This window comes from Cupriavidus sp. LA-1 (genome assembly GCF_055385985.1).
Window position 1 is genome coordinate 2,300,002 of sequence record NZ_AP031387.1, and the last position, 26,220, is coordinate 2,326,221.

Here is a 26,220-nt window from a genome sequence, read left to right on the forward strand (position 1 = left end):
ACCTTGCTTGGCAGTCTTAACCGTTAAAGCCCTTGCCTTCGTCCGCCAGCTTCTGCAGCAGCGGCGCGACCTGCCAGGCCTCACCGTGGTAGCCCTTGGCGTAGCGCTTCATCGACAGCGCCACGTTGTACAGGCCGACCTGGTCCGCGTACAGCATCGGGCCGCCGCGGAACAGCGGGAAGCCGTAGCCGGTCAGGTACACCATGTCGATATCCGAGGCCTTGGAAGCAATGCCTTCTTCCAGGATCTTGGCGCCTTCGTTGACCAGCGCGAACACCAGGCGCTCGACGATCTCTTCGTCCGAGATCTTGCGGCGCGTGATGCCGAGATCCTTCGAATGCTGCACGATCATGTCGTTGACCTGCTGGTTCGGGTACGGCTTGCGGTCGCCCGCCTTGTAGTCGTACCAGCCCGCGCCGGTCTTCTGGCCAAAGCGGCCCATCTCGCACAGCAGGTCGGCGGTCTTGGAGTACTGGATGTCCGGCTTGTCCACCGCGCGGCGCTTGCGGATGGCCCAGCCGATGTCGTTGCCGGCCAGGTCGCCCATGCGGAACGGGCCCATGGCAAAGCCGAACTTCTCGATGGCCTTGTCGACCTGCTCGGGCAGCGCGCCTTCGTCCAGCAGGTAGCCGGCCTGGCGGCTGTACTGCTCGATCATGCGGTTGCCGATAAAGCCGTCGCACACGCCCGACACCACCGCGGTCTTCTTGATCTTCTTGCCCAGCTGCATGACCGTGGCCAGCACGTCCTTGCCGGTCTTCTCGCCGCGCACCACTTCCAGCAGCTTCATCACGTTGGCCGGGCTGAAGAAGTGCATGCCGACCACGTCCTGCGGACGCTTAGTGAACGAGGCAATCTTGTTGACGTCCAGCGTGGAGGTGTTCGAAGCCAGGATCGCGCCCTGCTTCATCACTTCGTCCAGCTTCTTGAAGACGATTTCCTTGACGCCCATTTCTTCGAAGACGGCTTCGATGACCAGGTCGGCATCCTTGATCTCTTCATAGGACAGTGTGGTCGACAGCAGGCCCATGCGCTGCTCGACCTTTTCCTGGGTCAGCTTGCCCTTCTTGGCGCTGTTCTCATAGTTCTTGCGGATGATGCCCACGCCGCGGTCCAGCGCTTCCTGCTTGGTTTCCAGGATGGTGACCGGGATGCCCGCGTTCAGGAAGTTCATGCTGATGCCGCCGCCCATGGTGCCGGCGCCGATCACGGCAACCTTCTCGATCTTGCGGGTCGGCGTGCCTTCGGGCACGTCGGGGATCTTGCTGGCGGCACGCTCGCCGAAGAAGGCATGGCGCAGCGCGCGCGATTCCGGCGTGGTGACCAGGTAGAGGAAACCGTCGCGCTCTTCCTTCAGGCCCTGTTCGAACGGCTTGAGCGAGCCGGCCACCGCTTCCAGGCACTTCAGCGGCGCCGGGAAGTTCTTGGCCATCGCGGCCACGGTGTTGCGGGCAAAGCCGAGGTAGCCTTCCGCGTTCTCGTGGCGCACCTTCAGGTCGCGCACCTTCGGGTGCGGGCCGTTGGCGGCTGCCACATTCTGCGCGAACTTGACTGCGGCGGGCAGCACGTCACCATCGACGATCTCGTCGAACAGCTTGGTGCCGGCGAACTTTTCGGAGAGCACCGGGGTGCCCGACACGATCATGTTGGCCGCGGCCTCCAGGCCGATCACGCGCGGCAGGCGCTGGGTGCCGCCGGCGCCGGGCAGCAGGCCCAGCTTCACTTCCGGCAGCGCGATCTGGGCGCCCTCGGCGGCCACGCGGTAGTTACAGCCAAGCGCCAGTTCCAGGCCGCCACCCATGGCAACCGAGTGCACGGCGGCCACGACCGGCTTGGACGAAGCTTCCAGCACGCGAATCACCGAATGCAGCGTCGGCTCCTGCATGGCCTTGGGCGTATTGAATTCACGGATGTCGGCGCCGCCCGAGAACGCCTTGCCAGCGCCGGTGATGACGATGGCCTTGACGGCGGCATCGTCCAGCGCACGGGTCATGCCTTCGACGATGCCAAGCCGGGTGCTGTGACCCAGGCCGTTGACAGGGGGATTGTCGAGCGTGATGACGGCTACGCCGTCCTGAACCTGATACTGCGCTGTCATGCTGGTTCCTTTGGTGTCAGAAGTTGTCTCGGGATTCGAATTCTCGAATGCATTTTTTACTGCACGACGCGGCCAGCGGCGGCCGCCGGCGACTACCTCGGGAGGCGACCGTCAGGGCGGGTAAACCCTCCGCCCGGCCTGCTGCTTTCCCGCGCCCCGCAACGCCTTCCGGCGCTTGGGCGAAACAAGCATACACAAAATAGCACGGTCGTTCAATTTTAATTTTCGGACTTTTCCGGTGACATGCGCAGCACGAATGCCGCCCGTTATCGCCATGCATGGAGCCTGCGCTTAACCGGCACCGCATCACCCTAATCGTGCCTGATAGCGCACTTTTAAAGTGGAACCGAGCCTCGCCTCTAAACCAGTATCGGTCTTTATTTGAGCGATACGGAGAAAGCGGCGTGCCGGCGTTTTCGGCGCCCTGGTGAGGGGGTCGGGTAGTGAAGAAGTCGCAGCTGACCGGCTATGAGGGTATGCCGTCTGCGTTTCCGGCGCCGCTTGAGTCGCAGCGGGAACGCCGGCTATCTTGATGGGTTGAAGCTAGCCGGCGGGCGACAATGGAATGCCCGGGATCAAAACACCGACCCGGCGCATGATGCGGTCAGTGCCGCATCAGACCTCGAGCCATTCCTTTCTCACCTGCGAATTCGCCTTCAGCTCGGCGGGCGTGCCTTCGAACACGATGTGCCCGTGCCCCATCACATAGACGCGCTGCGAGATATCCAGCGCGATCGCCAGCTTCTGCTCGATCAGCAGCACGGACACGCCGCGCTCCTTCAGCGTTTTCAGGTAGTCCCCCACCAGCGTCACGATCATCGGCGCCAGCCCCTCGGTGGGCTCGTCGATCAGGATCAGGTCGGGGTCGCCCATCAGGGTGCGGCACAGCGTCAGCATCTGCTGCTCGCCGCCGGAGAGCACGCCGGCCGAGGTGTTCTCGCGCTCCTTGAGCCGCGGAAACATGTTGTACATGTCCTCGACGGTCCAGCGCGGCTTGGCCTGGCGCGGATTGCGCTTCTCGCCCAGCAGCAGGTTCTGGCGCACGGTCAGGGTCGGGAAGATATCGCGGTTCTCCGGCACATAGCCGATCCCCAGGTGCGCGATCTCGAAGGTGCGCCGGCCCAGGATCTCTTCGTCGCGGAACTTTACCGAGCCTTCGGCCCTGACCATGCCCAGGATGGCCTTGGCCATGGTCGAACGCCCCACTCCGTTGCGGCCCAGCAGCGCGACGATCTCGCCTTCATCGATATGGGCATCCACGCCGTGCAGGATATGGCTCTTGCCGTAGTAGGCGTGCAGGCCCGTCACGTCCAGCATGCGCTTGCCCATCAGTGCGCTCCTTCGGTGGTGTCTTCGTCCAGCGTGGTGCCCAGGTAGGCTTCCTTGACCTTGCGGTTGTTGCGGATGGCCTGCGGGGTGTCGGTGGCGATCACCTCGCCATAGACCAGCACCGAGATCCGGTCGGCCAGGCCGAACACCACGCTCATGTCGTGCTCCACCATCACCAGCGTCTTGCCCACGGTGACCTTGCGGATCAGCTCGACCGCATGGTCCGATTCCGATCGGCTCATGCCCGCGGTGGGCTCGTCCAGCAGGATCACCTCGGCGCCGCCGGCGATGGTGATGCCGATCTCCAGCGCGCGCTGCTCGGCATAGGTGAGCAGGCCCGCCTGGGTATCGCGGCGATGCTGCATGCCGATCAGCTCCAGCACTTCGTCGGCACGCTCGCGCGCATCGCGCAGGCCGGTGAGCCGGTGCCAGAATGAATACTTGTAGCCGAGCGACCACAGCACCGCGCAGCGCAGGTTCTCGAACACCGTCAGCCGGTGGAAGATATTGGTGATCTGGAAGCTGCGCGACAGCCCCATGCGGTTGATGACGAAGGGCTGCAGCCCGCCGATCTCTTCGCCGTTCAGGCGCACCGTGCCGCTCGTCGGCGCAAAGCGGCCCGAGATCAGGTTGAAGGTGGTCGACTTGCCGGCCCCGTTCGGGCCGATCAGCGCATGGCGCTCACCCTTGGGGATACTCAGGTTCACGCCGCGGATGATCTCCGTCTGGCCGAACTTCTTGCGTACATCGGTCAGTTCCAGTGCCGCTGCGGTCATGCCCTGCCTCCTGCGATTTCTGCCTGCACCTTGTCCCACTGCGCGCGCGCGGCGCGCACCGCCAGCCGCCACGCGGCCAGCCCGACCGCCCACAGCACCGCCGCCACCAGCCATGGCGTCCAGCTTGCCGCATCGAAGCCGACGCCGAACAGCGACATCGCGGTGCCGTTGGCGCTGTCGACCTGCACCTTGTAGACCAGCTCGACCGTCAGGATCATGGCCAGCAGCAGCACCACGCCGGCCCCGCCCGCACGCGCATAGGACGGCAGCATGCGGCCCAGCTTGCCCTTGCCCAGCAGCGGCATCTGCATCAGCAGCAGGCTGGCCAGCCCGCCCGGCACGAACATCACCATCAGCACGAAGAACAGGCCCAGGTACAGCAGCCAGGCCTTGGTCAGGTCCGACAGCGCCACCGCGAACAGCACGAACACCACCGCGCCGATGACCGGCCCGAAGAATACGCCCGCGCCGCCGATGAACACCGCCAGCAGCACGCCGCCCGAGCGCACCGCGCTGACGTTCTCGGCCGAGACGATCTCGAAGTTGATGGCGCCCAGCGCGCCGGCGATGCCCGCGAAGAACGCCGACAGGATCAGCACCAGGTAGCGCACGCGCTGGGTGTTGTAGCCGATGAACTCGACCCGCTCGGGGTTGTCGCGCACGGCGTTGGCGATGCGGCCCAGCGGCGTCTGGGTCCAGGCGTACATCGCCACCATCGACAGCAGGCACCACGCCGCGATCAGGTAGTAGACCTGGCGCCCCGGCCCGAAGGTGATGCCCAGGAACGGATCGCCGATCACGCGGTTGGTGGAGATACCGCCCTCGCCGCCGAAGAAATCCGGGAACATCAGCGAGCTGGCGAACACCATCTCGCCGATGCCCATGGTGATCATGGCAAAGGTGGTGCCGGATCTCTTGGTCGTGACATAACCGAAGATCACGCCGAAGAAGGCGCCGGCCAGCCCGCCCACCAGCGGCAGCATCGACACCGGCAGCCACACCTTGCCCGCGCCGACCATGTTCAGCACATGCACGGCAATAAAGGCGCCCAGGCCGGCATACACCGCGTGGCCGAACGAAAGCATGCCGGTCTGCCCGAGCAGCATGTTGTACGACAGCGCGAAGATGATCATGATGCCCATCTGCGACATCAGCGTGATGGCGAAGCCCCCGGTGAAGATCAGCGGCATCACCAGCATGACCAGCACGGTCAGGCTCCAGATGATCCAGCGCGCCAGGTTCAGCGGACGGTAGCGCAGGGTGCGGCCGGTCACCACCGGCTCGCGCGGTTGTTGCATCGCTTGCTCCATGGTGTCAGCTCTCCCGGGTTCCCATCAGTCCACGCGGGCGGAAGATCAGCATCACCACCAGCAACAGGTACGGCAGCACCGGCGCCACCTGGGCCACCGTGAGCTTCCACAACGAATAGAACGGCGTGGCGTCGCTGACGGCCAGCCCCAGGCTGGCCATCAGGCCCGCCAGCGAGGCGTCGATGGTGACCGCGAAGGTCTGCAGCACGCCGATCAGGATCGACGCGATGAACGCGCCCACCAGCGATCCCATGCCGCCCACCACCGCCACCACGAACACGATCGACCCGACCGCCGCCGCCATCGACGGCTCCGTGACAAAGGCATTGCCGCCGATCACCCCGGCCAGCCCGGCCAGCGCGGCGCCGCCGCCAAACACCATCATGAACACGCGCGGTACGTTGTGGCCCAGCGCCTCGACCATTTCCGGGTGGGTCAGCGCGGCCTGGATCACCAGGCCGATGCGGGTGCGCGTCAGCACCAGGTAGATCGCCACCAGCATGCCCAGCGACACCAGCATCATGAAGGCGCGGTACTTGGGGAAGGACGACGTGAACACCGTGAACAGCGGACCATCCAACACCTCGGGAATCCGGTACGGCACCGCGGCCAGGCCCCACACCAGCTTGACGCCCTCTTCGATCAGGTAGGCCAGGCCGAAGGTAAACAGCAGTTCTGCTACGTGGCCGAACTTGTGCACCGTGCGCAGGCCGAAGCGCTCCACCAGCGCGCCCGCGCCGGCCACCAGCAGCGGCGCGAAGATCAGCGCCGGCCAGAAGCCGACTTTGCTGGCGACGGTGTAGGCAAAGTAGGCACCCAGCATGTAGAAGCTGGCGTGAGCGAAGTTGAGCACGCCCATCATGCTGAAGATCAGCGTCAGGCCCGATGAAAGCATGAACAGCAGCAGCCCGTAGCTGATGCCGTTCAGCAGTGAGATGATGAAGAATTCCACAGCGTGTCCTTCAAGCTGGTGCCGCCATGCGTGAGCATCCCGGCATCCGTCCGGTGGGATTGAGGGTGAGCGTTCCCCTCCCGGGGAGCGGACAGCGCCCCCGGACGCTCCCCGTTATCGTCCGAAACAAAGGCCGAAATTACGGCCGGAAAGACCGGAAGTATGCAAGCCGGGCGGCCACTTTGTCAGCGTGGCCGGCCCGCCGTCGGCAGGGTCAGCCCGGCCGCTTCATCTGGCAGGAGGTCGGCTGGGCCGACACGTACTGGTCCATCAGCGCATTGGTCTTCCAGCCGTAGCCGGTGTTCTCCTGGTCGTACTTGACGTCCTTGCCGTCAACCTTGGTCCAGGTGGCGACGACCAGCGGCTGCTGCGCCTGGTGGTCGGAGTTGCGCATCTCGACCGCGCCGTTCATGCTGTCGACCTTGATGCCCTCCAGCGCCTTGGCGACCTTGACCGGGTCGGTCGAGCCGCTGTCCTTGAACGCCTTCGACAGCATGGCGATGCCGGTATACGAGGCCATCACGTAGAAGTCGTCGTTGTACTTCTTCTTGAAGCCCTCGATGACGTCGGCGCCCTTGAAGCCCTTGTTGTTGGGGTTGTAGTAGCCAACGTACTTGACGTGCTCGGCGCCGGTCGCGCCCATCGCGGTGGGCACGCCGGTGGTGCCGGCGTAGTAGGTGTAGTAGTTGGCGGTCAGGCCGGCGTCCTTGCCTGCCTTGATCAGCAGCGCGAGGTCGCTGCCCCAGTTGCCGGTGATCACGGTGTCGGCGCCGGAGGCCTTGATCTTGGCAGCGTACGGGGCAAAGTCCTTGACCTGGGCCAGCGGATGCAGGTCTTCACCCACGATCTGGATGTCCGGGCGCTTGCGCTTCAGGTACTCCTTGGCCGCGCGCGCCACCTGGTGGCCGAACGAGTAGTTCTGGTTGATCAGGTAGACCTTCTTGACGTTCGGGTCCTTGGCCAGGAAGGTGGTCAGCGCCTCCATCTTCATGTCCGAGTTGGCGTCGAGCCGGAAATGCCAGTAGTTGCACTTGGAATTGGTCATGTCCGGGTCCACCGCCGCGTAGTTCAGGTAGACGATTTCCTTGCCCGGATTGCGCTCGTTGTGCTTGGCCACCGCGTCCTCCAGCGCCATCCCGACCGACGAGCCGTTGCCCTGCACGATATAGCGGATGTTCTGGTCGACCGCCTGCTTCAGGATGGTCAGGCTTTCCTGCGGCGACAGCTTGTTGTCGAAACCCACCACCTCGAACTTGTGCGCGCCTGCCCAGCCCTTCTGGTTGGCCATGTCGGCAACATACTGCCAGCTCTTGAGCTGGTTCTGCCCGACGGGAGCCATCAGCCCCGAAAGCGGATCGATAAAGGCGATCTTCACCGTATCCGCGAGTGCGGTACCCGAAACCAGCGCAGAACCGACTGCGGCAAACATGGCCGCACCGGCCACCAGCGGACGCATCTTGGTCATACCTGTCTCCTTCACTCTTTTCGTTGGCTTGTCATTGATGGCGGCTGGCCGCGCGCGCCCTCCGTCGCGCCCCCGGCCCGCCCCGGATGCGCCACGCCGCAAGCTGGCATGGCGCACCGGACTGCGGGTGTGCCGGCCTCAGGCAGTCGGCAGCTTGTAGTCCTTGAACTGCTCGCGCAGCTTGAGCTTCTGCATCTTGCCGGTGGCGGTCAGCGGGATCTCGGTGACAAAGGCCACGTCGTCCGGAATCCACCACTTGGCGACCTTGCCTTCGAAGAACTGCAGCAGTTCCTCGCGCGTGACCTCGGCGCCGGGCTTCTTCACCACCACCAGCAGCGGGCGTTCGTCCCACTTGGGGTGGTAGGCCGAGATGCAGGCCGCCATGTGCACCGCGGGGTGCGCGGCGGCGACGTTCTCGATATCGATCGACGAAATCCATTCGCCGCCGGACTTGATCACGTCCTTGCTGCGGTCGGTGATCTGCATGAAGCCGTCGGCGTCGATGGTGGCGACGTCGCCGGTCGGGAACCAGCCATCGACCAGCGGGCTGGCATCATTGCGGAAGTAGCGGTCGATGATCCACGGGCCGCGCACCATCAGGTCGCCGAAGGCCTTGCCGTCCCACGGCAGCTCCTTGCCGTCGCCATCGACGATCTTCATGTCGACGCCGTAGATCACGCGGCCCTGCTTTTCCTGGATCTTGTGCCGGTCGGCGTCGGATAGGCCCTGATGTTTGGCCAGCAGCTTGCACGAGGTGCCCAGCGGCGACATCTCGGTCATGCCCCAGGCGTGGATCACCTCGACGTCGAGCGCCTCGAGCGCGCGGATCATCGCCGGCGGCGCGGCCGAGCCGCCGATCACGGTGCGGTGGAAGGTCGAGAACTTCAGCTGGTTCGACTGCACGTGCTGCAGCAGGCCCAGCCACACCGTCGGCACGCCGGCGGAGAAGGTCACCTTCTCCTGCTCGAACAATTCATAGATGGAGGCCCCGTCCAGCCTGGCACCCGGCAGCACCAGCTTGGCGCCGACCAGCGGCACCGAGTACGGCAGGCCCCAGGCATTGACGTGGAACATCGGCACCACGGGCAGGATCACGTCGCTGGCGGAACAGCCCAGCGCGTCCGGCATCGCCGACGCATACGAGTGCAGCACCGTCGAGCGGTGCGAATACAGCGCGCCCTTGGGGTTGCCGGTGGTGCCCGAGGTGTAGCACAGGCTCGACGCCTGGTTCTCGTCGAACTGCGGCCATTCGTAGTTGCCGTCCTGGGCCTCGACCAGTTCCTCGTAGCACAGCAGCGGCACCCTGGATTCGGCCGGCATATGCGCGCGGTCGGTCATCGCCACCCAGCCCTTGACGTTGGGGCAATGCGGCGCGACGCCCTCCACCAGCGGCAGGAAGGTCAGGTCGAAGAAGACATAGCCGTCTTCCGCGTGGTTGACGATATAGGCGACCTGCTCGGGGAACAGGCGCGGGTTGACGGTATGGCAGACGGCGCCCATGCCGGACACGCCGTAGTAGATCTCCAGGTGGCGGTAGCCGTTCCAGGCCAGCGTGCCGACGCGCTCGCCCGGCTTCACGCCCAGGGCGCCCAGCGCCTGCGCCAGCTTGCGGGCGCGCAGTTCGCAGTCGCGGTATGTATAGCGATGCAGGTCGCCCTCCGTGCGCCGCGAGACGATCTCGGTGCTGCCGTAGTAACGCGCGGCGTGTTTGATGATGGAGGAAATGAGCAGCGGCGCGCTCATCATTTGACCCATCAATGCCATGTACCTGCCTCCTGAAAGTCTTGTCTTTTCCGTCAAAAAACGAACAACCGTACTATTTTTTGGCGGTCGTTCGCATGCATGGAATCAGCATCGGGCCGATCCAGTTGTGCACTGCTGTACTGTCGTCGCGTTGCTGTGTGTTGCCGTCGTCGCGTGCTGCTGGTCGTCGGGCCGCAATTCTGCGGAAGTCCATGCACCGGATTCATGTGCGCACTGAAGGAGGAAAATAACCGTGCGGTGCATGGCGGCATTACCCGGCCGAGAGCGGGCGAGTGCCGTTGAGGACGTACAATACTGCGTGGCATGTTGCACCTCAACATGTCGTTTTCCCTAGCCACCATCGCATTTTCGTGCCCTCGGCATGCCGCGCCGCACCGCCTTTTACGCGGTTCCCGGCATATCGACGACCGCACGGAATTCGCACCGCCCCACTTGCGCCCCGATGCGCCCCTACGCGATGCCAGACACGCTCCAGCCACAAGCCACGCAGCCCGCCGACGCAGCCACGCCGGACACGTTGTCCGTGCCCTTTCGCACCGCGCCCGGCTTCGCCGAACTCGGCGCGCAGTTCTTCACGCGCCTGCGTCCCACGCCGCTGCCGTCGCCGTACCTGGTGAGCGTGGCGCCGGCCGCGGCGGCGCTGCTCGGCTGGGACGCCGGCATCGGCAGCCGGCAGGACTTTATCGATACCTTTGTCGGCAACCAGGTGCCGGACTGGGCCGACCCGCTCGCGAGCGTGTATTCCGGGCACCAGTTCGGGGTCTGGGCCGGCCAGCTTGGCGACGGCCGCGCCATCCGCCTGGCGCAGGCCGAGACCGCCACCGGTCCGTGGGAAATCCAGCTCAAGGGAGCGGGCCTGACCCCCTACTCGCGCATGGCCGATGGCCGCGCGGTGCTGCGCTCGTCGATCCGTGAGTATCTTTGCTCCGAAGCCATGGCTGCGCTGGGCGTGCCGACCACGCGCGCGCTGTCGATCATGGGCTCGGACGCGCCGGTGCGCCGCGAGACCATCGAGACCGCGGCAGTGGTGACGCGGCTGTCGCCGACCTTTATCCGCTTCGGGCACTTCGAGCACTTCGCCGCGCACGACGACGTGGCCGCGCTGCGCAAGCTGGCGGACTTTGTCATCGACAACTTCATGCCCGCGTGCCGCGACCATGCCCAGCCCTACCAGGCACTGCTGCGCGAGGTCTCGCTGCGCACCGCCGACCTGGTCGCGCACTGGCAGGCGGTGGGCTTCTGCCACGGCGTGATGAACACCGACAATATGTCGATCCTGGGCCTGACCATCGACTACGGCCCGTTCGGCTTTCTCGACGCGTTCGACGCCAACCATATCTGCAACCACTCCGACACGCAGGGCCGCTACGCCTACAGCCAGCAGCCGCAGGTGGCATTCTGGAACCTGCACTGCCTGGCGCAGGCGCTGCTGCCGCTGTGGCTGGCACCGGAGGATGCCGACAAGGAGGGCGCGCGCGACGCCGCCGTGGAAGCCGCGCGCGCCGCGCTCGACCCGTTCCGCGACCGCTACGCCGCGGCGTTCTTCCGCCACTACCGCGCCAAGCTGGGCTTGCGCCCGCCCGCGGGCGGCGACGACAAGTCCGACGAGCCGCTGCTGACCAGCCTGTTCCAGCTGCTGCATGGCCAGCGCGTGGACTACACGCTGTTCTGGCGCAAGCTGTGCGGGATTTCGTCCACCGACGCTTCGTGCGACGCGCCGGTGCGCGACCTGTTCCCGGACCGCGCCGCCTTCGACGCCTGGGTGGCCGACTACCGCGCGCGCCTGCGGACCGAGTCGTCGCACGATGCCGCCCGCGCACTGGAAATGCTGGCGGTCAACCCCAAATACGTGCTGCGCAACCACCTGGCCGAGACCGCCATCCGGCACGCCCGCGACAAGGACTTCAGCGAAGTGGACCGGCTGCTGGCGGTGCTGTCGCGCCCGTTCGACGAACAGCCGGAGGCTGAGCATTACGCGGCGCTGCCGCCGGACTGGGCATCGGGACTGGAGGTCAGCTGCTCATCGTGACGCGCCCTGCACGCCGGCGCCGGCCGGTGTAAGGTTGGCGCAGTTCGCACGACCAACGCCTGACCTGAGGAAACCCTTCAGACGAAGACCCGCCGAGGACAAACCATGACCACCACCAAGACCGACGCCGAGTGGCGTGCACAACTCTCCGACATCGAATACCGCGTGGCCCGCGAGTCCGCCACCGAGCGCCCCTTCACCGGGCGCTACTGGGACCACTGGGACAACGGCATCTATCATTGTGTCGGCTGCGGCACGCCGCTGTTCGAATCCGCCACCAAGTTCGACGCCGGCTGCGGCTGGCCCAGCTATTTCCGCCCGATCAACGGCGAGGTGATTGCCGAGCATGTCGACCACAGCCACGGCATGACGCGGGTCGAGGTACGCTGCAAGGAATGCGGCAGCCATCTGGGCCATGTCTTCGAAGACGGCCCCGCCCCGACCGGCCTGCGCTATTGCATCAACTCGGCTGCGCTAAAATTCGATGATCGCGACCCGGCACAGCGTGCGGCGGATGATGCCCACGGTGCCGGCAGCGGCGACGAACCCCGGCGCGACCCGCAGCGCTAATGCTCCGGCAAGGACGCCGGACCCAACCTGGTACCGCATGAAATTCCTGTTCGACCTGTTCCCGGTCATCCTGTTTTTTGCCGCCTTCAAGCTGGCCGACATCTACACCGCCACCGCCGTGGCCATTGGCGCCACGGTGCTGCAGATCGGCTGGGTCTGGTTCCGCCACCGCAAGGTCGAGCCGATGCAGTGGGTCAGCCTGCTGATCATCGGGGTCTTCGGCGGCGCCACGCTGGTGCTGCACAACGAGACCTTCATCAAGTGGAAGCCGACCGTGCTGTACTGGATGTTTGCGGCCGCGCTGCTGGGCTCGGTGATCGGCTGGCGCAAGAACCTGATCCGCGCCATGATGGAAAAGCAGGTGACCCTGCCCAATGCCGTGTGGGCGCGGCTGAACGCCGCCTGGGCCGGCTTCTTCGCCGCCATGGGCGTGCTCAACCTGTACGTGGCCTACCAGTTTTCGACCGAGGCCTGGGTCAACTTCAAGCTGTTCGGCAGCATGGGGCTGATGCTGGTCTTCATCGTCGCGCAGAGCGTCTGGCTGTCGCGCCACATGCCCGAGAACAGCCAGGACTGACGGCCCTGCCTCTTTTCCCCTTTTTCCCCCGCATCTCCGAACCGAAGGAAACCATCATGGCAGCCGATCCCGCCACGATCGAGGCGATGCTGCGCGAAGCGCTCGCCCCCAGCCACCTCGCCGTGCGCGATGACAGCGCGGCGCACGCCGGGCATGCCGGCGCCGCGTCCGGCGGCGGACATTACGACGTGACAATCGTCAGCGAGCGCTTTGCAGGTCACAACCGGGTTGCCCGACACCGCATGGTGTATGATGCGCTGCGCGGTCTGTTCCCAACGCAGATCCACGCACTCGCCGTGACTGCGTTCACCGACCAAGAGTATCAATCCCGCACACAATCCTTCGCACAATCACGCGATTCTTCCAGCAACTCTCAGACCTGATTCCATGAAGACCACCGTCCTCTCGTTCAGCCTGGCGGCTGTGCTTGCTGCCGGCAGCCTGCCGGCCTTCGCCCAGAATGCCGCCGTGGTGAATGGCAAGGCCATTCCATCGGCAAAGCTGGACAAGTTGATCGCCGGCACCGGCCAGCCCGACAACCCGGAGCTGCGCACGCGCGCCCGCAACATGCTGATCGACCGCGAACTGCTCTCCCAGGAAGCCAACAAGCGCGGCCTGACCCAGCGCGACGACGTGCAGGAGCAACTGGAACAGGCTCGCCTGAACGTGTTGGCCGGCGCGGTGTTCGAAGACTACGTCAAGACCCACGGCGCCAGCGACGCCGAACTGCTCAAGCAGTACGACAAGATCAAGTCGCAGTTCGGCAACGGCAAGGAATACCACGCCCGCCATATCCTGGTGGAAAAGGAAGCCGACGCCAAGGCGATCATCGCCAAGATCAAGGGTGGCGCCAAGTTCGAGGACATGGCCAAGGCCTCGTCCAAGGACCCGGGCTCGGCCGCCAACGGTGGCGACCTGGACTGGGCCAACAGCAGCAGCTACGTGCCTGAGTTCTCGGCAGCCATGACCGGCCTGAAGAAAGGCCAGATGACCGATACCCCGGTCAAGACCCAGTTTGGCTGGCACATCATCGAACTGGTCGACACGCGCGACGCCAAGATCCCGTCGTTCGAAGAGGTCAAGCCGCAGCTGACGCAGATGCTGATGGGCGACCAGAACTGGCAGCGCGAGCAGTTCCAGGCCATGATGAAGGCGCTGAAGGACAAGGCCAGGATCCAGTAAGCATCGGCCCGGTCGCCCCCGCCGGTCCTGTCATATCCAAGGATGCAGCGCGTGGAGTCGACTGGCCGCTACTGGCAACTCTGGTATCTCTCGTCCCGGGGCATGTGCTATTGCGCACTGGCCTGGGCGACCCTGGACGGCGCCGCCCCTGGCTGGCGCCGGCTCCATCCGCATCTCCCCCTGCGTGACCGTTACGCGCCCGAGAAGATCCTGCACGCCGTGGTGGCGTACAGAGAGGCTCGCGGCGAGATCAGGCCGCCCTCTGGTTTTGAAGCCGGGCGGATGCTGACTTATGCGTATGCGTCGTGGAGTTCACGCTTGCGCGCGCCGATACCGGACTGATTCGCCCTTTACTATTCGCCAGTTACCGACGGCGATCGTAACGCCACCCTTCGTCGTCAAGCTGCCTGATACTGCCGACCACCAGCCCCACCAGGGCGTCAAGCATCTTGCTGCCCTTCTCCGCGCTGGCCCGCGTAGGATCGCCCGTGGCACCCGTCGCGGAAACTTCAGCGATATCCCACATGATCTGCACGCGCTCGCCAAGGCGGATGCTGTCGTCGGGCATCTGGCGCACGGCCTTGCTCAGGTCGCACAATTCCGGGCGCACCGCCATGGTGATGGAGGTTTCTCCTTCGCCGCCGTGCCCCAGCCCGTCCCACTCGGCGAAGAAGCCGTCCCCGAGCACATTGCCGACCACGTACCACCAGGCGGGCATATAGGCGAACACGGCTTCGGGATGCCGCTGCTTGACCTTGCGCTGCGCAATTTCCAGCGGCGCGATATTGCCGTCATGGCCGTTCAGCACAAAGATATGGCGGATGCCGTAGGCTAGCAGGCTCTCGAACATATCCTCGGCGACGGCCGTCACCGTCTCGAAGCGAAGCGAGATCGCCATCGGATTGGCGTTGTAGTGCATCGAGGTGCCGAACGGCACGCCCGGGACCACGACGGTGCGGGCGAGCCGTTGCGCGGCCTGCCGGGCCACTTCGGTGGGAACGAACAGGTCCGGCCCCAATGGCAGGTGGCCGCCGTGGCTTTCGCAACTGCCGAAGACCGTGATCGCACTGTCGATGTCGCCGGCGGCAAACATGGCCTCCAGCTCGGCCGTGGAGAATTCATTCAGGAAGACCTTCTTCATGATGCCCTCTGCGTCAGCGGGCGCGGCTTCGCGTTCAGTATCGGGTGCAACAGCAGGTACAGCAGCACGGTGGCCAGCAGCGCCACCAGGCCGTTCGGCCAGGAAGCCAGCCACTGGTTCAGCTCGAGGCAAAGCCCCAGCATCATGCCGATCAGCGCCGAGCCCACGCCAGCCCGGTTGAACGCAGGCTGGGTATTCAGTTCGCGAACGTCATAGCGGCCCTTGTGCTTGACGTAGTAGTCCGCCAGCAGCGGGCCGGCCAGCGGCGGCGCCATGATGCCGAGGTAGTTGATGAACTGCGCAAAGAGCATCTGATAGAAGCCGAGCGCGCCGAGCACGGTGCCGGCAAGGCCTGCCACCAGGACGAGCTGCCTCTTGCCGACCCCGATGCCGCAGGACTGCAGCACTGGACCTGTGTAGAGCGCATTGCAATAGAGCTCGGCATCGTTGGTGGTCCATAGCGACAAGGTCCACGTGACTGCGCCCGCCAGTGCCAGCAGGAAGCTCTTTTCCAGCATCCACGACACGTAGTTGTATTCACCGACGGTGACGGTGCCGATATAGCCGACAATATTGAGCAACGGATTCGTCAGCAGGAAGCAGGCTGCCGAGCCCAGCCAGACCGCCCGGGCGTTCCTGCTGAAGCGAAACAGGTCGACGCCCATGATGGCGCCGGCAATCCAGCTCCCCACCAGCATGGTGACGGCGGACGATAGCGGCAAACCGCTCTTCTGCGAGGAGGCCGCGATAAAGCTGCCGAGCCCGCCGCCCTCATCCAGCATGCCAATGCCGACCAGCACCGCGATCAGCATGATGACGGGCGCTACCGGCACCGCCAGGCGCTCCAGCCCTTTCATGCCGGACATGGAAGTCGCGGTGAACAACAGCCCGCAGAGCAGGCATGCCGCAAAGACCTCCAGCGTAATGGGGGCGATGGGGTATCCCATCCGGCCCGGGTCGAGCACCACGATGCCGCTCGGGTTGCCGATGAAGGCCCCCCAGATATCCCCCACCATGCCCGTGATCGCCGAGAACCAGCCCAGCGTCAGCAGCCCCATCGCCAGCATCGGCAGGTTCATGCCTTTTGCACCATAGGCATAACGGCACAGCAGGGCCAGGCTCAGCCCGGTTCGTTGCGCGATGACGCCCAGCAGCGAGGTCAGCACGAACAGGATGCCCATGCCGATGGCAATGGCCAGCAACGCCATGGGGAAGGAAACGCCCGCGCCGCCCGCCGGCCCGGCCAGGGTGCCGCCGATAAACAGGCCGGTGGCAACGTAGCCAAACCCGACCCACACCATCACCTGCTTCCAGGTCGGCCTGCGCGCATCGCGCGGGACCGGGGCGAACATATAGTCTGCATCGACTGCCTGGGACGACTGCGCCTTCCGATTCATCTGGCCCTCCGAATCCACCATTGCGGCTCGGGCAAGAGGCCCGTATCCGATCGTGAGTCAGCGCAAGCGTATCAATGCATAAACGGCAGGAAATGCGGAAGATTCCAAGATCCGGCAGGAAATGGCCGCCGCGATCCGGGCATCGGCTGCGTGCATCGCCGAAAAACTAAAAAGCCACCGGCGCTGCCGGTGGCTCTTGCTTGGGACAAGGGGCGCAGGCCCTGGGCTGATGCTTACCCCACCCACTTCCGCGCATTGCGGAACATCCGCATCCACGGGCTGCCGCCGTCGGCGACCTGCTTCCACGCGTCCGGCGCCCAGCTCATGGTCGCGGCACGGAACACGCGTTCCGGGTGCGGCATCAGCACGGTGAAACGGCCATCGACGGTGGTCACGGAGGTGATGCCATCGGGCGAGCCATTCGGGTTGAGCGGATAGGCCTGCGTCGCCGCGCCGTAGTTGTCGACAAAGCGCAGCGCCACATGGGCCTGGTCGATATTGCCTTGCTGCGAGAAGTCCGCAAACCCTTCACCGTGGGCAACAACGATCGGGATGCGGCTGCCTTCCATGCCGGCGAAGAAGATCGACGGCGAGGACTGCACTTCCACGGTCACGTAGCGCGCCTCGTACTGCTCCGACTGGTTGCGCGTGAACTGCGGCCAGGCACCGGCACCGGGGATGATCGGGGCCAGGTTGCTCATCATCTGGCAGCCGTTGCACACGCCCAGCGCAAAGGTGTCCTGGCGGTTGAAGAAGGCCGCGAACTGCTCGGCCATCTGGCCGTTGAACAGGATGGTCTTGGCCCAGCCCTCGCCCGCGCCCAGCACGTCGCCGTAGCTGAAGCCGCCGCACGCGACGAAGCCGGTGAAGTCGGCCAGGTTGGCGCGGCCGGCGATCAGGTCGCTCATGTGCACGTCGTGCGTGTCGAAGCCGGCGCGGTCCATGCTGTACGCCATTTCGATCTGCGAATTGACGCCCTGCTCGCGCAGGATCGCCACGCGCGGACGCGCGCCGGTGGCAATGAACGGCGCGGCAATGTCTTCGGCCGCATCGAAGGTCAGCACCGGGCTGATGCCGGGGTCGGCGGCGTCCAGCAGGCGGTCGTATTCGCTGTCGGCGCAGGCCGGGTTGTCGCGCAGGCGTGCGATGCGCCAGCTGACTTCGCTCCAGTTGCGCTGCAGGTCGGTGCGCGAGGCGCCGAAGACCTTCCTGGCGTCGCGGTAGACCTCGATCTGGTCGGTTGCGTTGGGCTTGCCCACGACATGGCTGCAGGCCGACAGGCCGGCTTCGCGCAGCACCGCGAAGACCGCGTCGCGTTCCTCCATGCGCACCTGCACCACCGCGCCCAGCTCTTCCGAGAACAGCGCGCGCAAGGTCTGGTCGTTGCGGCGCTCGGCCACCTGTTGCGCCCAGTTCTTGGCGTCGCCGTAGTCCTGCTCCTGCTGCGGGTCCAGCGCCAGCATGTCGACGTTGAGCGAGATGCCGCAGTGGCCGGCAAAGGCCATTTCCGCCAGCGCGGCCATGAAGCCGCCGTCCGAGCGGTCGTGATAGGCCAGCAGCCTGCCTTCGCGGTTCAGGCGCTGGATCACGTTGAAGAAGTTCTTCAGGTCTTCGGCATTGTCGACGTCCGGGGCGCTGTCGCCGACCTGCTGCGTCACCTGCGCCAGGATGCTGCCGCCCATGCGGTTCTTGCCGCGGCCCAGGTCGATGCCGATCAGCACGGTGTCGCCGGCGTCGGTGCGCAGTTGCGGGGTCAGCGTGCGGTTGACGTCGTCCACCGCGGCAAAGGCCGAGATGATCAGCGACACCGGCGCCACCACTTCCTTGTTGACGCCGTCGTCCTGCCACTTGGTGCGCATCGACAGCGAATCCTTGCCGACCGGGATGCTGATGCCCAGCGCCGGACACAGTTCCATCCCGACTGCATGCACCGTGTCATACAGCTTCGCGTCTTCGCCTTCCACGCCGCAAGCCGCCATCCAGTTGGCCGACAGCTTGACCTTGCCCAGGTCCTTGACCGGCGCGGCGGCCAGGTTAGTCAGCGCCTCGCCGATTGCCATGCGGCCCGAGGCCGGGGCGTTGATCACGGCCAGCGGGGTGCGCTCGCCCATGGTCATGGCCTCGCCGGCATGGCCCTGGTAGTCGAGCGTGGTCACGGCCACGTCGGCCACCGGCACCTGCCACGGGCCGACCATCTGGTCACGCGCATTCATGCCGCCCACGGTGCGGTCGCCGATGCTGATCAGGAACGACTTGCTGGCCACGGTCGGGTGGCGCAGCACGTCGCGCACGGCCTGCTCGAGGCTGATGCCGGTCACGTCCACGGCCGGCAGCGCCTCGTCCACGCGCTTGACGTCGCGGTGCATGCGTGGCGGCTTGCCCAGCAGCACGTCCATCGGCATGTTGACGGTGTAGTGTTCCTTGAGCGCGGCGTCGACATTGGCGTCGACCAGCTGCAGCTGCTTTTCCTCGGTGGCAATGCCCACCACGGCGAACGGTGCGCGCTCGCGCTGGCACATGGCCTGGAACTGCGGGAAGCTGTCCGGCGCGATCGCCAGCACATAGCGTTCCTGCGACTCGTTGCACCAGATTTCCGCCGGCGACAGGCCGGACTCTTCCAGGTGCACCTGGCGCAGGTCGAAGCGCGCGCCGCGGTCGGCGCCGTCCACCAGCTCGGGGAAGGCGTTGGAGATACCGCCCGCGCCGACGTCGTGGATCGACAGGATCGGGTTGGCCTCGCCCAGCTGCCAGCACGCGTTGATCACTTCCTGCGCGCGGCGCTCCATCTCGGGGTTGCCGCGCTGGACCGAATCGAAGTCCAGGTCAGCGGTATTGGTGCCGGTCGCCATCGAGCTGGCGGCGCCGCCGCCCATGCCGATGCGCATGCCCGGGCCGCCCAGCTGGATCAGCAGCGTGCCGGCCGGCAGCGGGTTCTTGTGCGTGTGCGAGGCGTCGATATTGCCGATGCCGCCGGCGATCATGATCGGCTTGTGGTAGCCGCGCACGGTGCCGCCCACGTTCTGCTCGTAGACGCGGAAGTAGCCGCCCAGGTTGGCACGGCCGAACTCGTTGTTGAAGGCGGCGCCGCCGAGCGGGCCGTCGATCATGATCTGCAGCGGCGAGGCGATGCGGTCCGGCTTGCCGGTCACGCCGGGCTTGTCGTCGGGGTTGCGGTGCGTCACCGGCTGGGCGGCATCGCGGTCGTTTTCCCAGGATTCGACCGCCTCGGGCAGCATCAGGTTGGACACCGTGAAGCCGGTCAGGCCGGCCTTGGGCTTGGCGCCGCGGCCGGTGGCGCCCTCGTCGCGGATTTCACCGCCGGCACCGGTGGAGGCACCGGGGAACGGCGAGATCGCGGTCGGGTGGTTGTGCGTCTCCACCTTCATCAGCGTGTGCGTCAGCGCCTCGTGGCGGCCGTACTTGTGGTTGTCGCCGCGCGGGAACCAGCGCTCGGCCATGCCGCCTTCCATCACCGCGGAGTTGTCCGAGTAGGCCACGATCGAGCCCTGCGGATTGAGCTGGTGCGTATTGCGGATCATCGCGAACAGCGACTTGTCCTGCTGCACGCCGTCGATGGTCCAGGTGGCGTTGAAGATCTTGTGGCGGCAGTGCTCGCTGTTGGCCTGCGCGAACATCATCAGCTCGACGTCGGTCGGGTTGCGCTCCAGCCTGGCGTAGGCGTCGACCAGGTAGTCGATCTCGTCTTCGGACAGCGCCAGGCCCATCTCGACGTTGGCCGCGGCCAGCGCGCCGCGCCCGGCCGAGATGTCGATAAAGCGCAGCGGCTTGGCCGGCAGTTCCTGGAACAGCCCGGCGGCGTCATCGCGCGTGGCGATGACGGTCTCGGTCATGCGGTCGAACAGGTGCGCGGCGACCGCGGCGCGGGTGCCTGCATCCAGCGTCTTGCGACCGCGCAGCAGGCCCTTCTTGCACAGCACGGTGATCTCGATGCCGCGCTCGATGCGGTGGATATGCGCGAGGCCGCAGTTGTGGGCGATGTCGGTGGCCTTGCTGGCCCACGGCGAGATCGTGCCGAAGCGCGGGATCACCACGAAGCGGTCGCCCTCGGGCTGCTCGGCGAACGGGGCGCCGTAGGTCAGCAGCGCGGCGACGCGGGACTGCTCTTCGGCCGACAGCGGCGTCTGGGCGTCAACAAAGTGCAGGAACTGGCCATGCACCGATTCAATATCGGCGTCGATCTGCCGCAGGGCGGTGAGCAGGCGTTGCTGACGGAAGGCGGAAAGCGCCAAAGCGCCGGGGAAGCACGAGAAATGCGCCATGATCGTAGCGGTCGGGAGGCGGTGAGGTAGGGGCTGCTGCTTAGCCGGCACCGCTGCATGGGGCGCCGGCCGGCGGGAGGGTAGGAGTATACCATTGCTGGTGACACTCCCCCCTAGGAACCGTACGTGCGAGTTTCCCCGCATACGGCTCAAGTCTTTACAAAGTGACTGAACTTATTCGAGCACCGGTTTCACAGCACTTTTGCCGTAGTGATGAACTTGGACATGGCAATCGGGGTGCAACAATACGCGATTTCCTAGAGCATCTGAGCCCCCAAGAATCCGGGGTTCAATGTGATGGTCATCCCATCCAGTCTCGTCGGTAAGCTCGCCTTGACACACCGCGCACAAGCCTCGCTGAGAAACATACAGCCTTGCCCATTGCTTTCGGTACGACATGCGCTCTGCCATGCGTTCCTGCCGCAATTTCTCGCCATACATTTCCTGCGCCGGGTCGAACGGATGGTAGTCCGCCCGCACTTTCTTGTGCCTCCGGATGAGCGTACCCGCAATCGAATACAACTCCATCCAGTAGCCTTCACCTGCCTTGTTCACAGCAGTGGTTCCGAACACCCAGTTCCGATTTCCAACTGAGTCGAAATACTTCTTTCGCACCCATTCGGAGTTCTTTCCTCGATGTCGCCGTTTTGCCCACCTCCATAGAGCCCTAAAGACCAGGTGCTCCATTCGGGTGAACGCCGCCGTTGCTACCACTGGGCTGTGATACTGCGCCCAGCCCCTCAGCATCGGGTTTAGCAGTCGAATCATATTCTCCTGCTTGGCCCCCTTGTTGCGACTGATGACCTCCCTCACCTTGCTGTAGAACGCTTTCACGTTCTTCTTGCTCGGCTTGATGAGCAACTTTCCCGAATACTTCCGGAAATTCCACCCTAGAAAGTCGAAGCCTTCAGCAATGTGTACGATCCGCGTTTTCTCCGTCGATAGCGCCAGCCCCCTAACAGCAAGGAACTGTTCCACCCACGGCTTCACTTCGTTCTCTAATACCTCCGGTGTGTTACCGGTGATGACGAAGTCGTCCGCATAACGCACTACGTTTACCTTATGCCTTCGCAGGTTGTGGGCCCCTAACCTCGCCCGGAGGGCATTGGTCAATTGCCGTTCCAACCCATTCAGTGCCACATTTGCCAGAGTCGGGGAAATAATGCCCCCCTGTGGCGTTCCAGCGTCGGTCGCCTGAAACTGGCCCTGAAATACCACGCCAGCCTTCAGCCACTTCCGAAGGATTGCTTTGTCCATCGGGACATTGCGCTCCAGCCAGTCGTGACTGATATGGTCGAAGCACCCCTTAATATCCGCTTCCAGTACCCATTGAGCCGAGGCCTTCAGGGATAGGGAGACAAATAGCTGAGACATGGCATCATGAGTCGAGCGATTAATCCGAAACCCGTAAGAGTTCGGATCGCTCGTCCCTTCGGACACCGGTTCCAGCGCCAGCAGATACAGCGCTTGCATGGCTCGGTCGTGCACGGTCGGAATGCCCAGAGGGCGCTTCTTCCCGTTCGCCTTGGGGATGTAGACCCGCCGCAATGGCAAAGGTCGGTACCCCCGGCGCCTCAACCGCCCGATGGCTTCCCACCGGGCTTCAGACGTTTCCCACTTTACGCGATCGACTCCCGCCGTCCGCGCACCTTGGTTCATCGCCACTCGCCGCACCGCCGATGCCTTGGCGGACCACGAGCGGGTCAGGGACCTCTGCAAGGCTTTCACCCTGCGCCAATCCCCTTCCTGTGTTGCCTTCGCAATTCGAATCTGCATTACCCGAACGTTCCGGTCGACGCGGCGCCAATCAATGTCGCCCCATCTTTGCGGTACGCCGGAAGGCGCAGATTCATCCTTGCGGATCAATGCTTCCATGCTGCCCTCCTATCTTGAGGATCTTCCCCAACATCGAGAGACAACATGCCCCTTGAGGGACAGGTTGTCCCTCAAGGGAAGAAAAGTTAAACAAGCGAGTTCAGTCAGCCGTCTTGCGACGAGAAGACCAGTTGGAAGTCTGCCCGCTTTCGCGTGGGATGATGTTTCAACCCCTATCCGGACCATTACAGCCCGGCATTCGCTTTCTCCAACCTCCCATACCCGCACAGCCAACAGCGTTCCTTGCGGTTCGCCTGCCTGAGCCTTACTGCGCCCCGGCAGCCATACGGGCTTACCACGTTCCCTGCGCATTACACGACTGGGTTAGGGCCTGCCTCTTCGCCGGTGGTCTATTGACGACGTATCCCGAGTTTCCAGCGGGATAACCGACCACGTACCATTTTGGTTAGTGCCACTTAGTAGCTTAAGCACCGCAATAGTCACGACGTTTATCAGCAATTCACATACATTGCCCATACCAGCCAGCCTAGCTCCTCGACCGATGCTACTTCGGCCTACTACCCACGGACCTCACGGTCCCTGAGCACCCTTGCGGGGGCTACGTTGTCAGGAAAGCTTCACACCCCACCGTTACCAGTGACGCATGTCTCCCTAGGCTACTGCTAGTCGCATAGCAGGTTCTCTATCAAAGCGCCCTCACAGGCGTGTCTGACCGAACCATAACGCGCAGAGCTTACGCTCCGGGCCTCACTTCCTTACCCACGTGCTCCTGTCCTAGCGAGCGCTTGACGGCGGCGGACTCTTGCGAGCGCAGACCTCCGTCCCAAAGAACGTAGCGCCGATCCAATCCGGACCGGTTTAGAGCTATGTGGCGTTTATGCAACAAAATTACCGTTGCATACCTGCCCGCACCCTCCGTGGAGGGGCGTTTACAGAGAACTCGCCCAAAGGCGAGCGTCCCCGCCCTTGGGCAATGGCTGGAAATCCATCCAGCAAAAGCAAGCCGCAGGTCAGCCAATTTTCCGACTGTCTGCAGCACATCGGACTCCCCCTAGCTGTTCGGCCGGGTTCGTCTAAGCAAGAAATGGTTGGGATTGGACGGTTCGGGCCGAAGCCTTCCCCTTGTCCCAACAAGGTCGATGCTCCTTACGTTGGAGCTACCCGGACACGAGAGTGCGTGTCGCACGGAAACCCCTATTGTACCTTGCCGGCACCCGGATTTTGCACTGCGGCATCACGGCGACCCCGTGTTGCGGGATTTCGTGATAATGCCTATGCATCACTTTTCCCGTACAAACGGCTCAGAGTGACGTCGCCGAGCGCGCGGCCTGCTCGTACAGGCCGGTCAGCACCCGCATCAGCCGGGCCAGTTCGCCGATCTCGGCGTTCTCTTCGCTGCCCTCGGTGAAGTTGCTGGTCAGGCATTGTTCCCGGATCTCGCGGTAGCGCCCGCAGGCCTCGGCGCCGGCCGGGGTGGTCGAATACGTGGCCTCCTTGCCAACCCGCTCCCCGCTCACCAGCGCCAGTGCCTGGAGCTTTTTCAGCGCGTAGGTCACCAGGTGGGTGTCTTCCACGTTCAGCACGAAGCAGATGTCGGCCAGCCGCTTGGGCCGGCCACGATGGTTGACGTGGTGCAGCACCAGCACATCCAGGAAGGTCAGGTCGCGCACGCCGGCCGCGCCCATGCAGCGCACCACCCAGCGGCTGTAGGCGTTGTAGGCGGTGTTCAGCCCGAACTCGAACTCGGACAGCTCAGGGCTGCGCACCGACACCAGGTGCGAGGACGACACGATATTGGACCCGGCCGTGCGCGACAGCGCGGCGGCAGGCGCATCGGCCACGGCGGCGGTGGCGGTGGCGGGCCCGCTCTCGGCTGACTTGCGTGGCATGCAGGAGACTCCTTTCGATGGGGGCGGCGCTGGCGCTGCTAGGTATAAGCCCCGAGCGCGCCCCGGCAATTTTAGCTTGACAGTTTATTGGCGAATTATGAGCATGAACACCTAATAAATACAGGTAAAGCATGAGGAAGGACGCCGGCCACAATTGGCCCGGCGCCTGTGCACCGCCCTTCCTCGCGCTGGCAGGCAAGCGCCGCCACGGCGCTGCCCGCCCCGTCCTCCTCGCTCGCCGTTTGCAGACCTCATGCCACCCATGCTTCCCGACCTCGACACCCTGAACACCCATTTGCGCGACGGCGCCGCCAGCCGCGCGCAGATCATCGAGCAGGCCGCAGCCCGGGCCGCCACGCCGGCTGCCGAAGCCGTGTTCCTGCACAGCACCTTCGAGGCCGCCGGCCAGGTTGCGCGCGCCGCCGATGCGGCCAGCCGCGCCGGCAAGGCCCTGCATCCGCTGGCGGGCCTGCCGGTTTCGGTCAAGGACCTGTACGACGTGGCGGGCGAAACCACCCGTGCCGCCTCGCTGGTGCGCAAGGATGCCGCGCCGGCCGCCGCGGACGCCACCGTGGTCGCCCGGCTGCGCGCGGCCGGGGCGGCCCTGGTCGGGCGCACCAACATGACCGAGTTCGCATTCTCGGGCGTAGGCATCAACCCCCATTACGGCACGCCGGTCAATCCGGCCGGCACCGATGGCGTGGCCCGCATCCCGGGCGGCTCATCGTCGGGCGCGGCCGTCTCGGTCGCGCTGGGGCTGGCGGTCGCGGCGCTGGGCAGCGACACCGGCGGCTCGATCCGCATCCCGGCCGCGCTGTGCGGCATCACCGGCTTCAAGCCCACCACGCGGCGCGTGCCACTGACCGGGGCCTTCCCGCTGTCGTACACGCTGGACACCGCCTGCGCCATGGCGCGCACGGTCAGCGACTGCATCGCGGTGGACAGCGTGATCGCCGACAGCGCGGTGATCCCGCGCGTGACCAACCCCGCCGCCACGCGGCTGGCAATTCCGCGCCAGCTCCTGCTGGACGATCTCGACCCGGTGGTGGCCCGCGCCTTCGACCGCGCCCTGGGCCGGCTGTCGGCCGCCGGCGTGCAGATAGAGCACGTCGACCTGCCCGAGCTCGGCGAACTGGCCGGCCTGAACGCCCAGGGCGGGTTCAGTTCGGCCGAGGCCTATGCCATCCACCGCCACGTGCTGGGCACCCGGCGCGATCTGTACGACCCGCGCGTGGCCTCGCGCATCGACCGTGGTGCCAACATCAGCGCCGCCGACTATATCGACCTGGGCCGCGCCCGGCTGGACTGGATTGCCCGCATGGAGGCGCGCCTGGCCCGCTTCGACGCCGTGGTCTGCCCGACCGTGCCGATGGTCGCGCCCGAGATTGCGCCGCTGCGCACCGATGACGCGCAGTTCTTCCGCGTCAATGCCCTGCTGTTGCGCAATACCTCGGCCTTCAACTTCCTTGACGGCTGTTCGGTGTCGATGCCCTGCCATGCGCCGGACGAGCTGCCGGTGGGGCTGATGCTGTCGCACGGCCCGATGCGCGATGCCGACCTGCTGGGCACGGCCCTCGCGTTGGAGCGCATCGTGCAACCGACACAGCGCGACGACTGAGCCCGCG

General features: G+C 65.1%; 18 protein-coding genes. 6 read left to right on the top strand and 12 right to left on the bottom strand.

The genetic code is table 11. The features are described 5' to 3' along the window. Positions 1–16: 16 nt before the first annotated feature. From ACZ5MJ_RS10795 to ACZ5MJ_RS10825, 7 genes are all read right to left on the bottom strand, one after another. Positions 17–2,098, bottom strand: coding sequence for a 3-hydroxyacyl-CoA dehydrogenase NAD-binding domain-containing protein (locus tag ACZ5MJ_RS10795; protein ID WP_464219259.1), 2,082 nt, complete (start codon positions 2,096–2,098; stop codon positions 17–19). Positions 2,099–2,713: 615 nt separating this feature from the next. Next, the gene (locus ACZ5MJ_RS10800) at positions 2,714–3,427 is read right to left on the bottom strand and encodes an ABC transporter ATP-binding protein (RefSeq protein WP_464219260.1); all 714 of its coding nucleotides are present in this window, start codon (positions 3,425–3,427) and stop codon (positions 2,714–2,716) included. Continuing rightward, positions 3,427–4,203, bottom strand: coding sequence for an ABC transporter ATP-binding protein (locus ACZ5MJ_RS10805; RefSeq protein WP_432259984.1), 777 nt, complete (start codon positions 4,201–4,203; stop codon positions 3,427–3,429). The genes ACZ5MJ_RS10800 and ACZ5MJ_RS10805 overlap by 1 nt, the downstream gene beginning before the upstream one ends. Further along, positions 4,200–5,513, bottom strand: coding sequence for a branched-chain amino acid ABC transporter permease (locus tag ACZ5MJ_RS10810; RefSeq protein WP_464219262.1), 1,314 nt, complete (start codon positions 5,511–5,513; stop codon positions 4,200–4,202). Before ACZ5MJ_RS10810 ends, ACZ5MJ_RS10805 begins: the two co-directional genes overlap by 4 nt. Positions 5,514–5,517: 4 nt before the next feature. Further along, complete coding sequence (locus ACZ5MJ_RS10815) at positions 5,518–6,465, bottom strand: branched-chain amino acid ABC transporter permease (RefSeq protein ID WP_464219263.1); 948 nt, start codon at positions 6,463–6,465, stop codon at positions 5,518–5,520. A gap of 214 nt (positions 6,466–6,679) precedes the next feature. Then, positions 6,680–7,930, bottom strand: a complete 1,251-nt coding sequence (locus ACZ5MJ_RS10820; RefSeq protein WP_464219265.1) for a branched-chain amino acid ABC transporter substrate-binding protein — start codon at positions 7,928–7,930, stop codon at positions 6,680–6,682. A gap of 138 nt (positions 7,931–8,068) precedes the next feature. Beyond that, entirely contained in the window at positions 8,069–9,694 is a 1,626-nt protein-coding gene (locus ACZ5MJ_RS10825; protein WP_464219266.1) for a 3-(methylthio)propionyl-CoA ligase, read from the bottom strand. 457 nt (positions 9,695–10,151) lie between these two features. On the opposite strand from ACZ5MJ_RS10825, the gene ACZ5MJ_RS10830 reads away from it, so the two are divergent. From ACZ5MJ_RS10830 to ACZ5MJ_RS10850, 5 genes are all read left to right on the top strand, one after another. After that, positions 10,152–11,723 carry a protein adenylyltransferase SelO gene (locus ACZ5MJ_RS10830; RefSeq protein ID WP_464219268.1) on the top strand — a complete coding sequence of 524 codons (1,572 nt, stop codon included), beginning with the start codon at positions 10,152–10,154 and terminating at the stop codon, positions 11,721–11,723. 105 nt (positions 11,724–11,828) lie between these two features. Then, positions 11,829–12,293 carry a peptide-methionine (R)-S-oxide reductase MsrB gene (msrB, locus tag ACZ5MJ_RS10835; RefSeq protein ID WP_464219270.1) on the top strand — a complete coding sequence of 155 codons (465 nt, stop codon included), beginning with the start codon at positions 11,829–11,831 and terminating at the stop codon, positions 12,291–12,293. A gap of 37 nt (positions 12,294–12,330) precedes the next feature. Further along, positions 12,331–12,870 (top strand): septation protein A, encoded by a 540-nt coding sequence (locus ACZ5MJ_RS10840; RefSeq protein WP_464219272.1) that lies wholly within the window; start codon positions 12,331–12,333, stop codon positions 12,868–12,870. A gap of 56 nt (positions 12,871–12,926) precedes the next feature. Next, positions 12,927–13,253, top strand: a complete 327-nt coding sequence (locus ACZ5MJ_RS10845; protein ID WP_464219273.1) for a BolA family protein — start codon at positions 12,927–12,929, stop codon at positions 13,251–13,253. A gap of 4 nt (positions 13,254–13,257) precedes the next feature. Further along, positions 13,258–14,052 (top strand): peptidylprolyl isomerase, encoded by a 795-nt coding sequence (locus ACZ5MJ_RS10850; protein WP_115013737.1) that lies wholly within the window; start codon positions 13,258–13,260, stop codon positions 14,050–14,052. A gap of 364 nt (positions 14,053–14,416) precedes the next feature. Here ACZ5MJ_RS10850 and ACZ5MJ_RS10855 read toward each other — a convergent pair whose 3' ends face one another. The 5 genes from ACZ5MJ_RS10855 to ACZ5MJ_RS10875 all read right to left on the bottom strand — a co-directional run bounded on the left by ACZ5MJ_RS10855 (position 14,417) and on the right by ACZ5MJ_RS10875 (position 24,595). Next, positions 14,417–15,193 carry a creatininase family protein gene (locus tag ACZ5MJ_RS10855; RefSeq protein ID WP_464219276.1) on the bottom strand — a complete coding sequence of 259 codons (777 nt, stop codon included), beginning with the start codon at positions 15,191–15,193 and terminating at the stop codon, positions 14,417–14,419. Further along, on the bottom strand, positions 15,190–16,590 hold the full coding sequence (locus ACZ5MJ_RS10860; protein ID WP_464219277.1) for a purine-cytosine permease family protein: 1,401 nt from the start codon (positions 16,588–16,590) through the stop codon (positions 15,190–15,192). The genes ACZ5MJ_RS10855 and ACZ5MJ_RS10860 overlap by 4 nt, the downstream gene beginning before the upstream one ends. Positions 16,591–16,823: 233 nt before the next feature. Further along, entirely contained in the window at positions 16,824–20,870 is a 4,047-nt protein-coding gene (purL, locus tag ACZ5MJ_RS10865) for a phosphoribosylformylglycinamidine synthase (RefSeq protein ID WP_464219278.1), read from the bottom strand. A 174-nt stretch (positions 20,871–21,044) separates the two neighbouring features. After that, positions 21,045–22,745 (bottom strand): group II intron reverse transcriptase/maturase, encoded by a 1,701-nt coding sequence (gene ltrA / locus ACZ5MJ_RS10870; protein ID WP_464219279.1) that lies wholly within the window; start codon positions 22,743–22,745, stop codon positions 21,045–21,047. Between the two features lie 1,262 nt (positions 22,746–24,007). Then, complete coding sequence (locus ACZ5MJ_RS10875; RefSeq protein WP_464219280.1) at positions 24,008–24,595, bottom strand: winged helix DNA-binding protein; 588 nt, start codon at positions 24,593–24,595, stop codon at positions 24,008–24,010. 253 nt (positions 24,596–24,848) lie between these two features. Between ACZ5MJ_RS10875 and ACZ5MJ_RS10880 the strand changes: the two genes are divergently transcribed. Then, entirely contained in the window at positions 24,849–26,213 is a 1,365-nt protein-coding gene (locus tag ACZ5MJ_RS10880) for an amidase (RefSeq protein WP_464219281.1), read from the top strand. Positions 26,214–26,220 lie beyond the last annotated feature (7 nt).

Coding starts and splice junctions, on each gene's coding strand:
- ACZ5MJ_RS10795 (WP_464219259.1), bottom strand. CDS start 2,098: ATGACAGCGCAGTATCAGGTTCAGGACGGCGTAGCCGTCATCACGCTC.
- ACZ5MJ_RS10800 (WP_464219260.1), bottom strand. CDS start 3,427: ATGGGCAAGCGCATGCTGGACGTGACGGGCCTGCACGCCTACTACGGC.
- ACZ5MJ_RS10805 (WP_432259984.1), bottom strand. CDS start 4,203: ATGACCGCAGCGGCACTGGAACTGACCGATGTACGCAAGAAGTTCGGC.
- ACZ5MJ_RS10810 (WP_464219262.1), bottom strand. CDS start 5,513: ATGGAGCAAGCGATGCAACAACCGCGCGAGCCGGTGGTGACCGGCCGC.
- ACZ5MJ_RS10820 (WP_464219265.1), bottom strand. CDS start 7,930: ATGACCAAGATGCGTCCGCTGGTGGCCGGTGCGGCCATGTTTGCCGCA.
- ACZ5MJ_RS10825 (WP_464219266.1), bottom strand. CDS start 9,694: ATGGCATTGATGGGTCAAATGATGAGCGCGCCGCTGCTCATTTCCTCC.
- ACZ5MJ_RS10830 (WP_464219268.1), top strand. CDS start 10,152: ATGCCAGACACGCTCCAGCCACAAGCCACGCAGCCCGCCGACGCAGCC.
- msrB (WP_464219270.1), top strand. CDS start 11,829: ATGACCACCACCAAGACCGACGCCGAGTGGCGTGCACAACTCTCCGAC.
- ACZ5MJ_RS10840 (WP_464219272.1), top strand. CDS start 12,331: ATGAAATTCCTGTTCGACCTGTTCCCGGTCATCCTGTTTTTTGCCGCC.
- ACZ5MJ_RS10845 (WP_464219273.1), top strand. CDS start 12,927: ATGGCAGCCGATCCCGCCACGATCGAGGCGATGCTGCGCGAAGCGCTC.
- ACZ5MJ_RS10850 (WP_115013737.1), top strand. CDS start 13,258: ATGAAGACCACCGTCCTCTCGTTCAGCCTGGCGGCTGTGCTTGCTGCC.
- ACZ5MJ_RS10855 (WP_464219276.1), bottom strand. CDS start 15,193: ATGAAGAAGGTCTTCCTGAATGAATTCTCCACGGCCGAGCTGGAGGCC.
- ACZ5MJ_RS10860 (WP_464219277.1), bottom strand. CDS start 16,590: ATGAATCGGAAGGCGCAGTCGTCCCAGGCAGTCGATGCAGACTATATG.
- purL (WP_464219278.1), bottom strand. CDS start 20,870: ATGGCGCATTTCTCGTGCTTCCCCGGCGCTTTGGCGCTTTCCGCCTTC.
- ltrA (WP_464219279.1), bottom strand. CDS start 22,745: ATGGAAGCATTGATCCGCAAGGATGAATCTGCGCCTTCCGGCGTACCG.
- ACZ5MJ_RS10875 (WP_464219280.1), bottom strand. CDS start 24,595: ATGCCACGCAAGTCAGCCGAGAGCGGGCCCGCCACCGCCACCGCCGCC.
- ACZ5MJ_RS10880 (WP_464219281.1), top strand. CDS start 24,849: ATGCCACCCATGCTTCCCGACCTCGACACCCTGAACACCCATTTGCGC.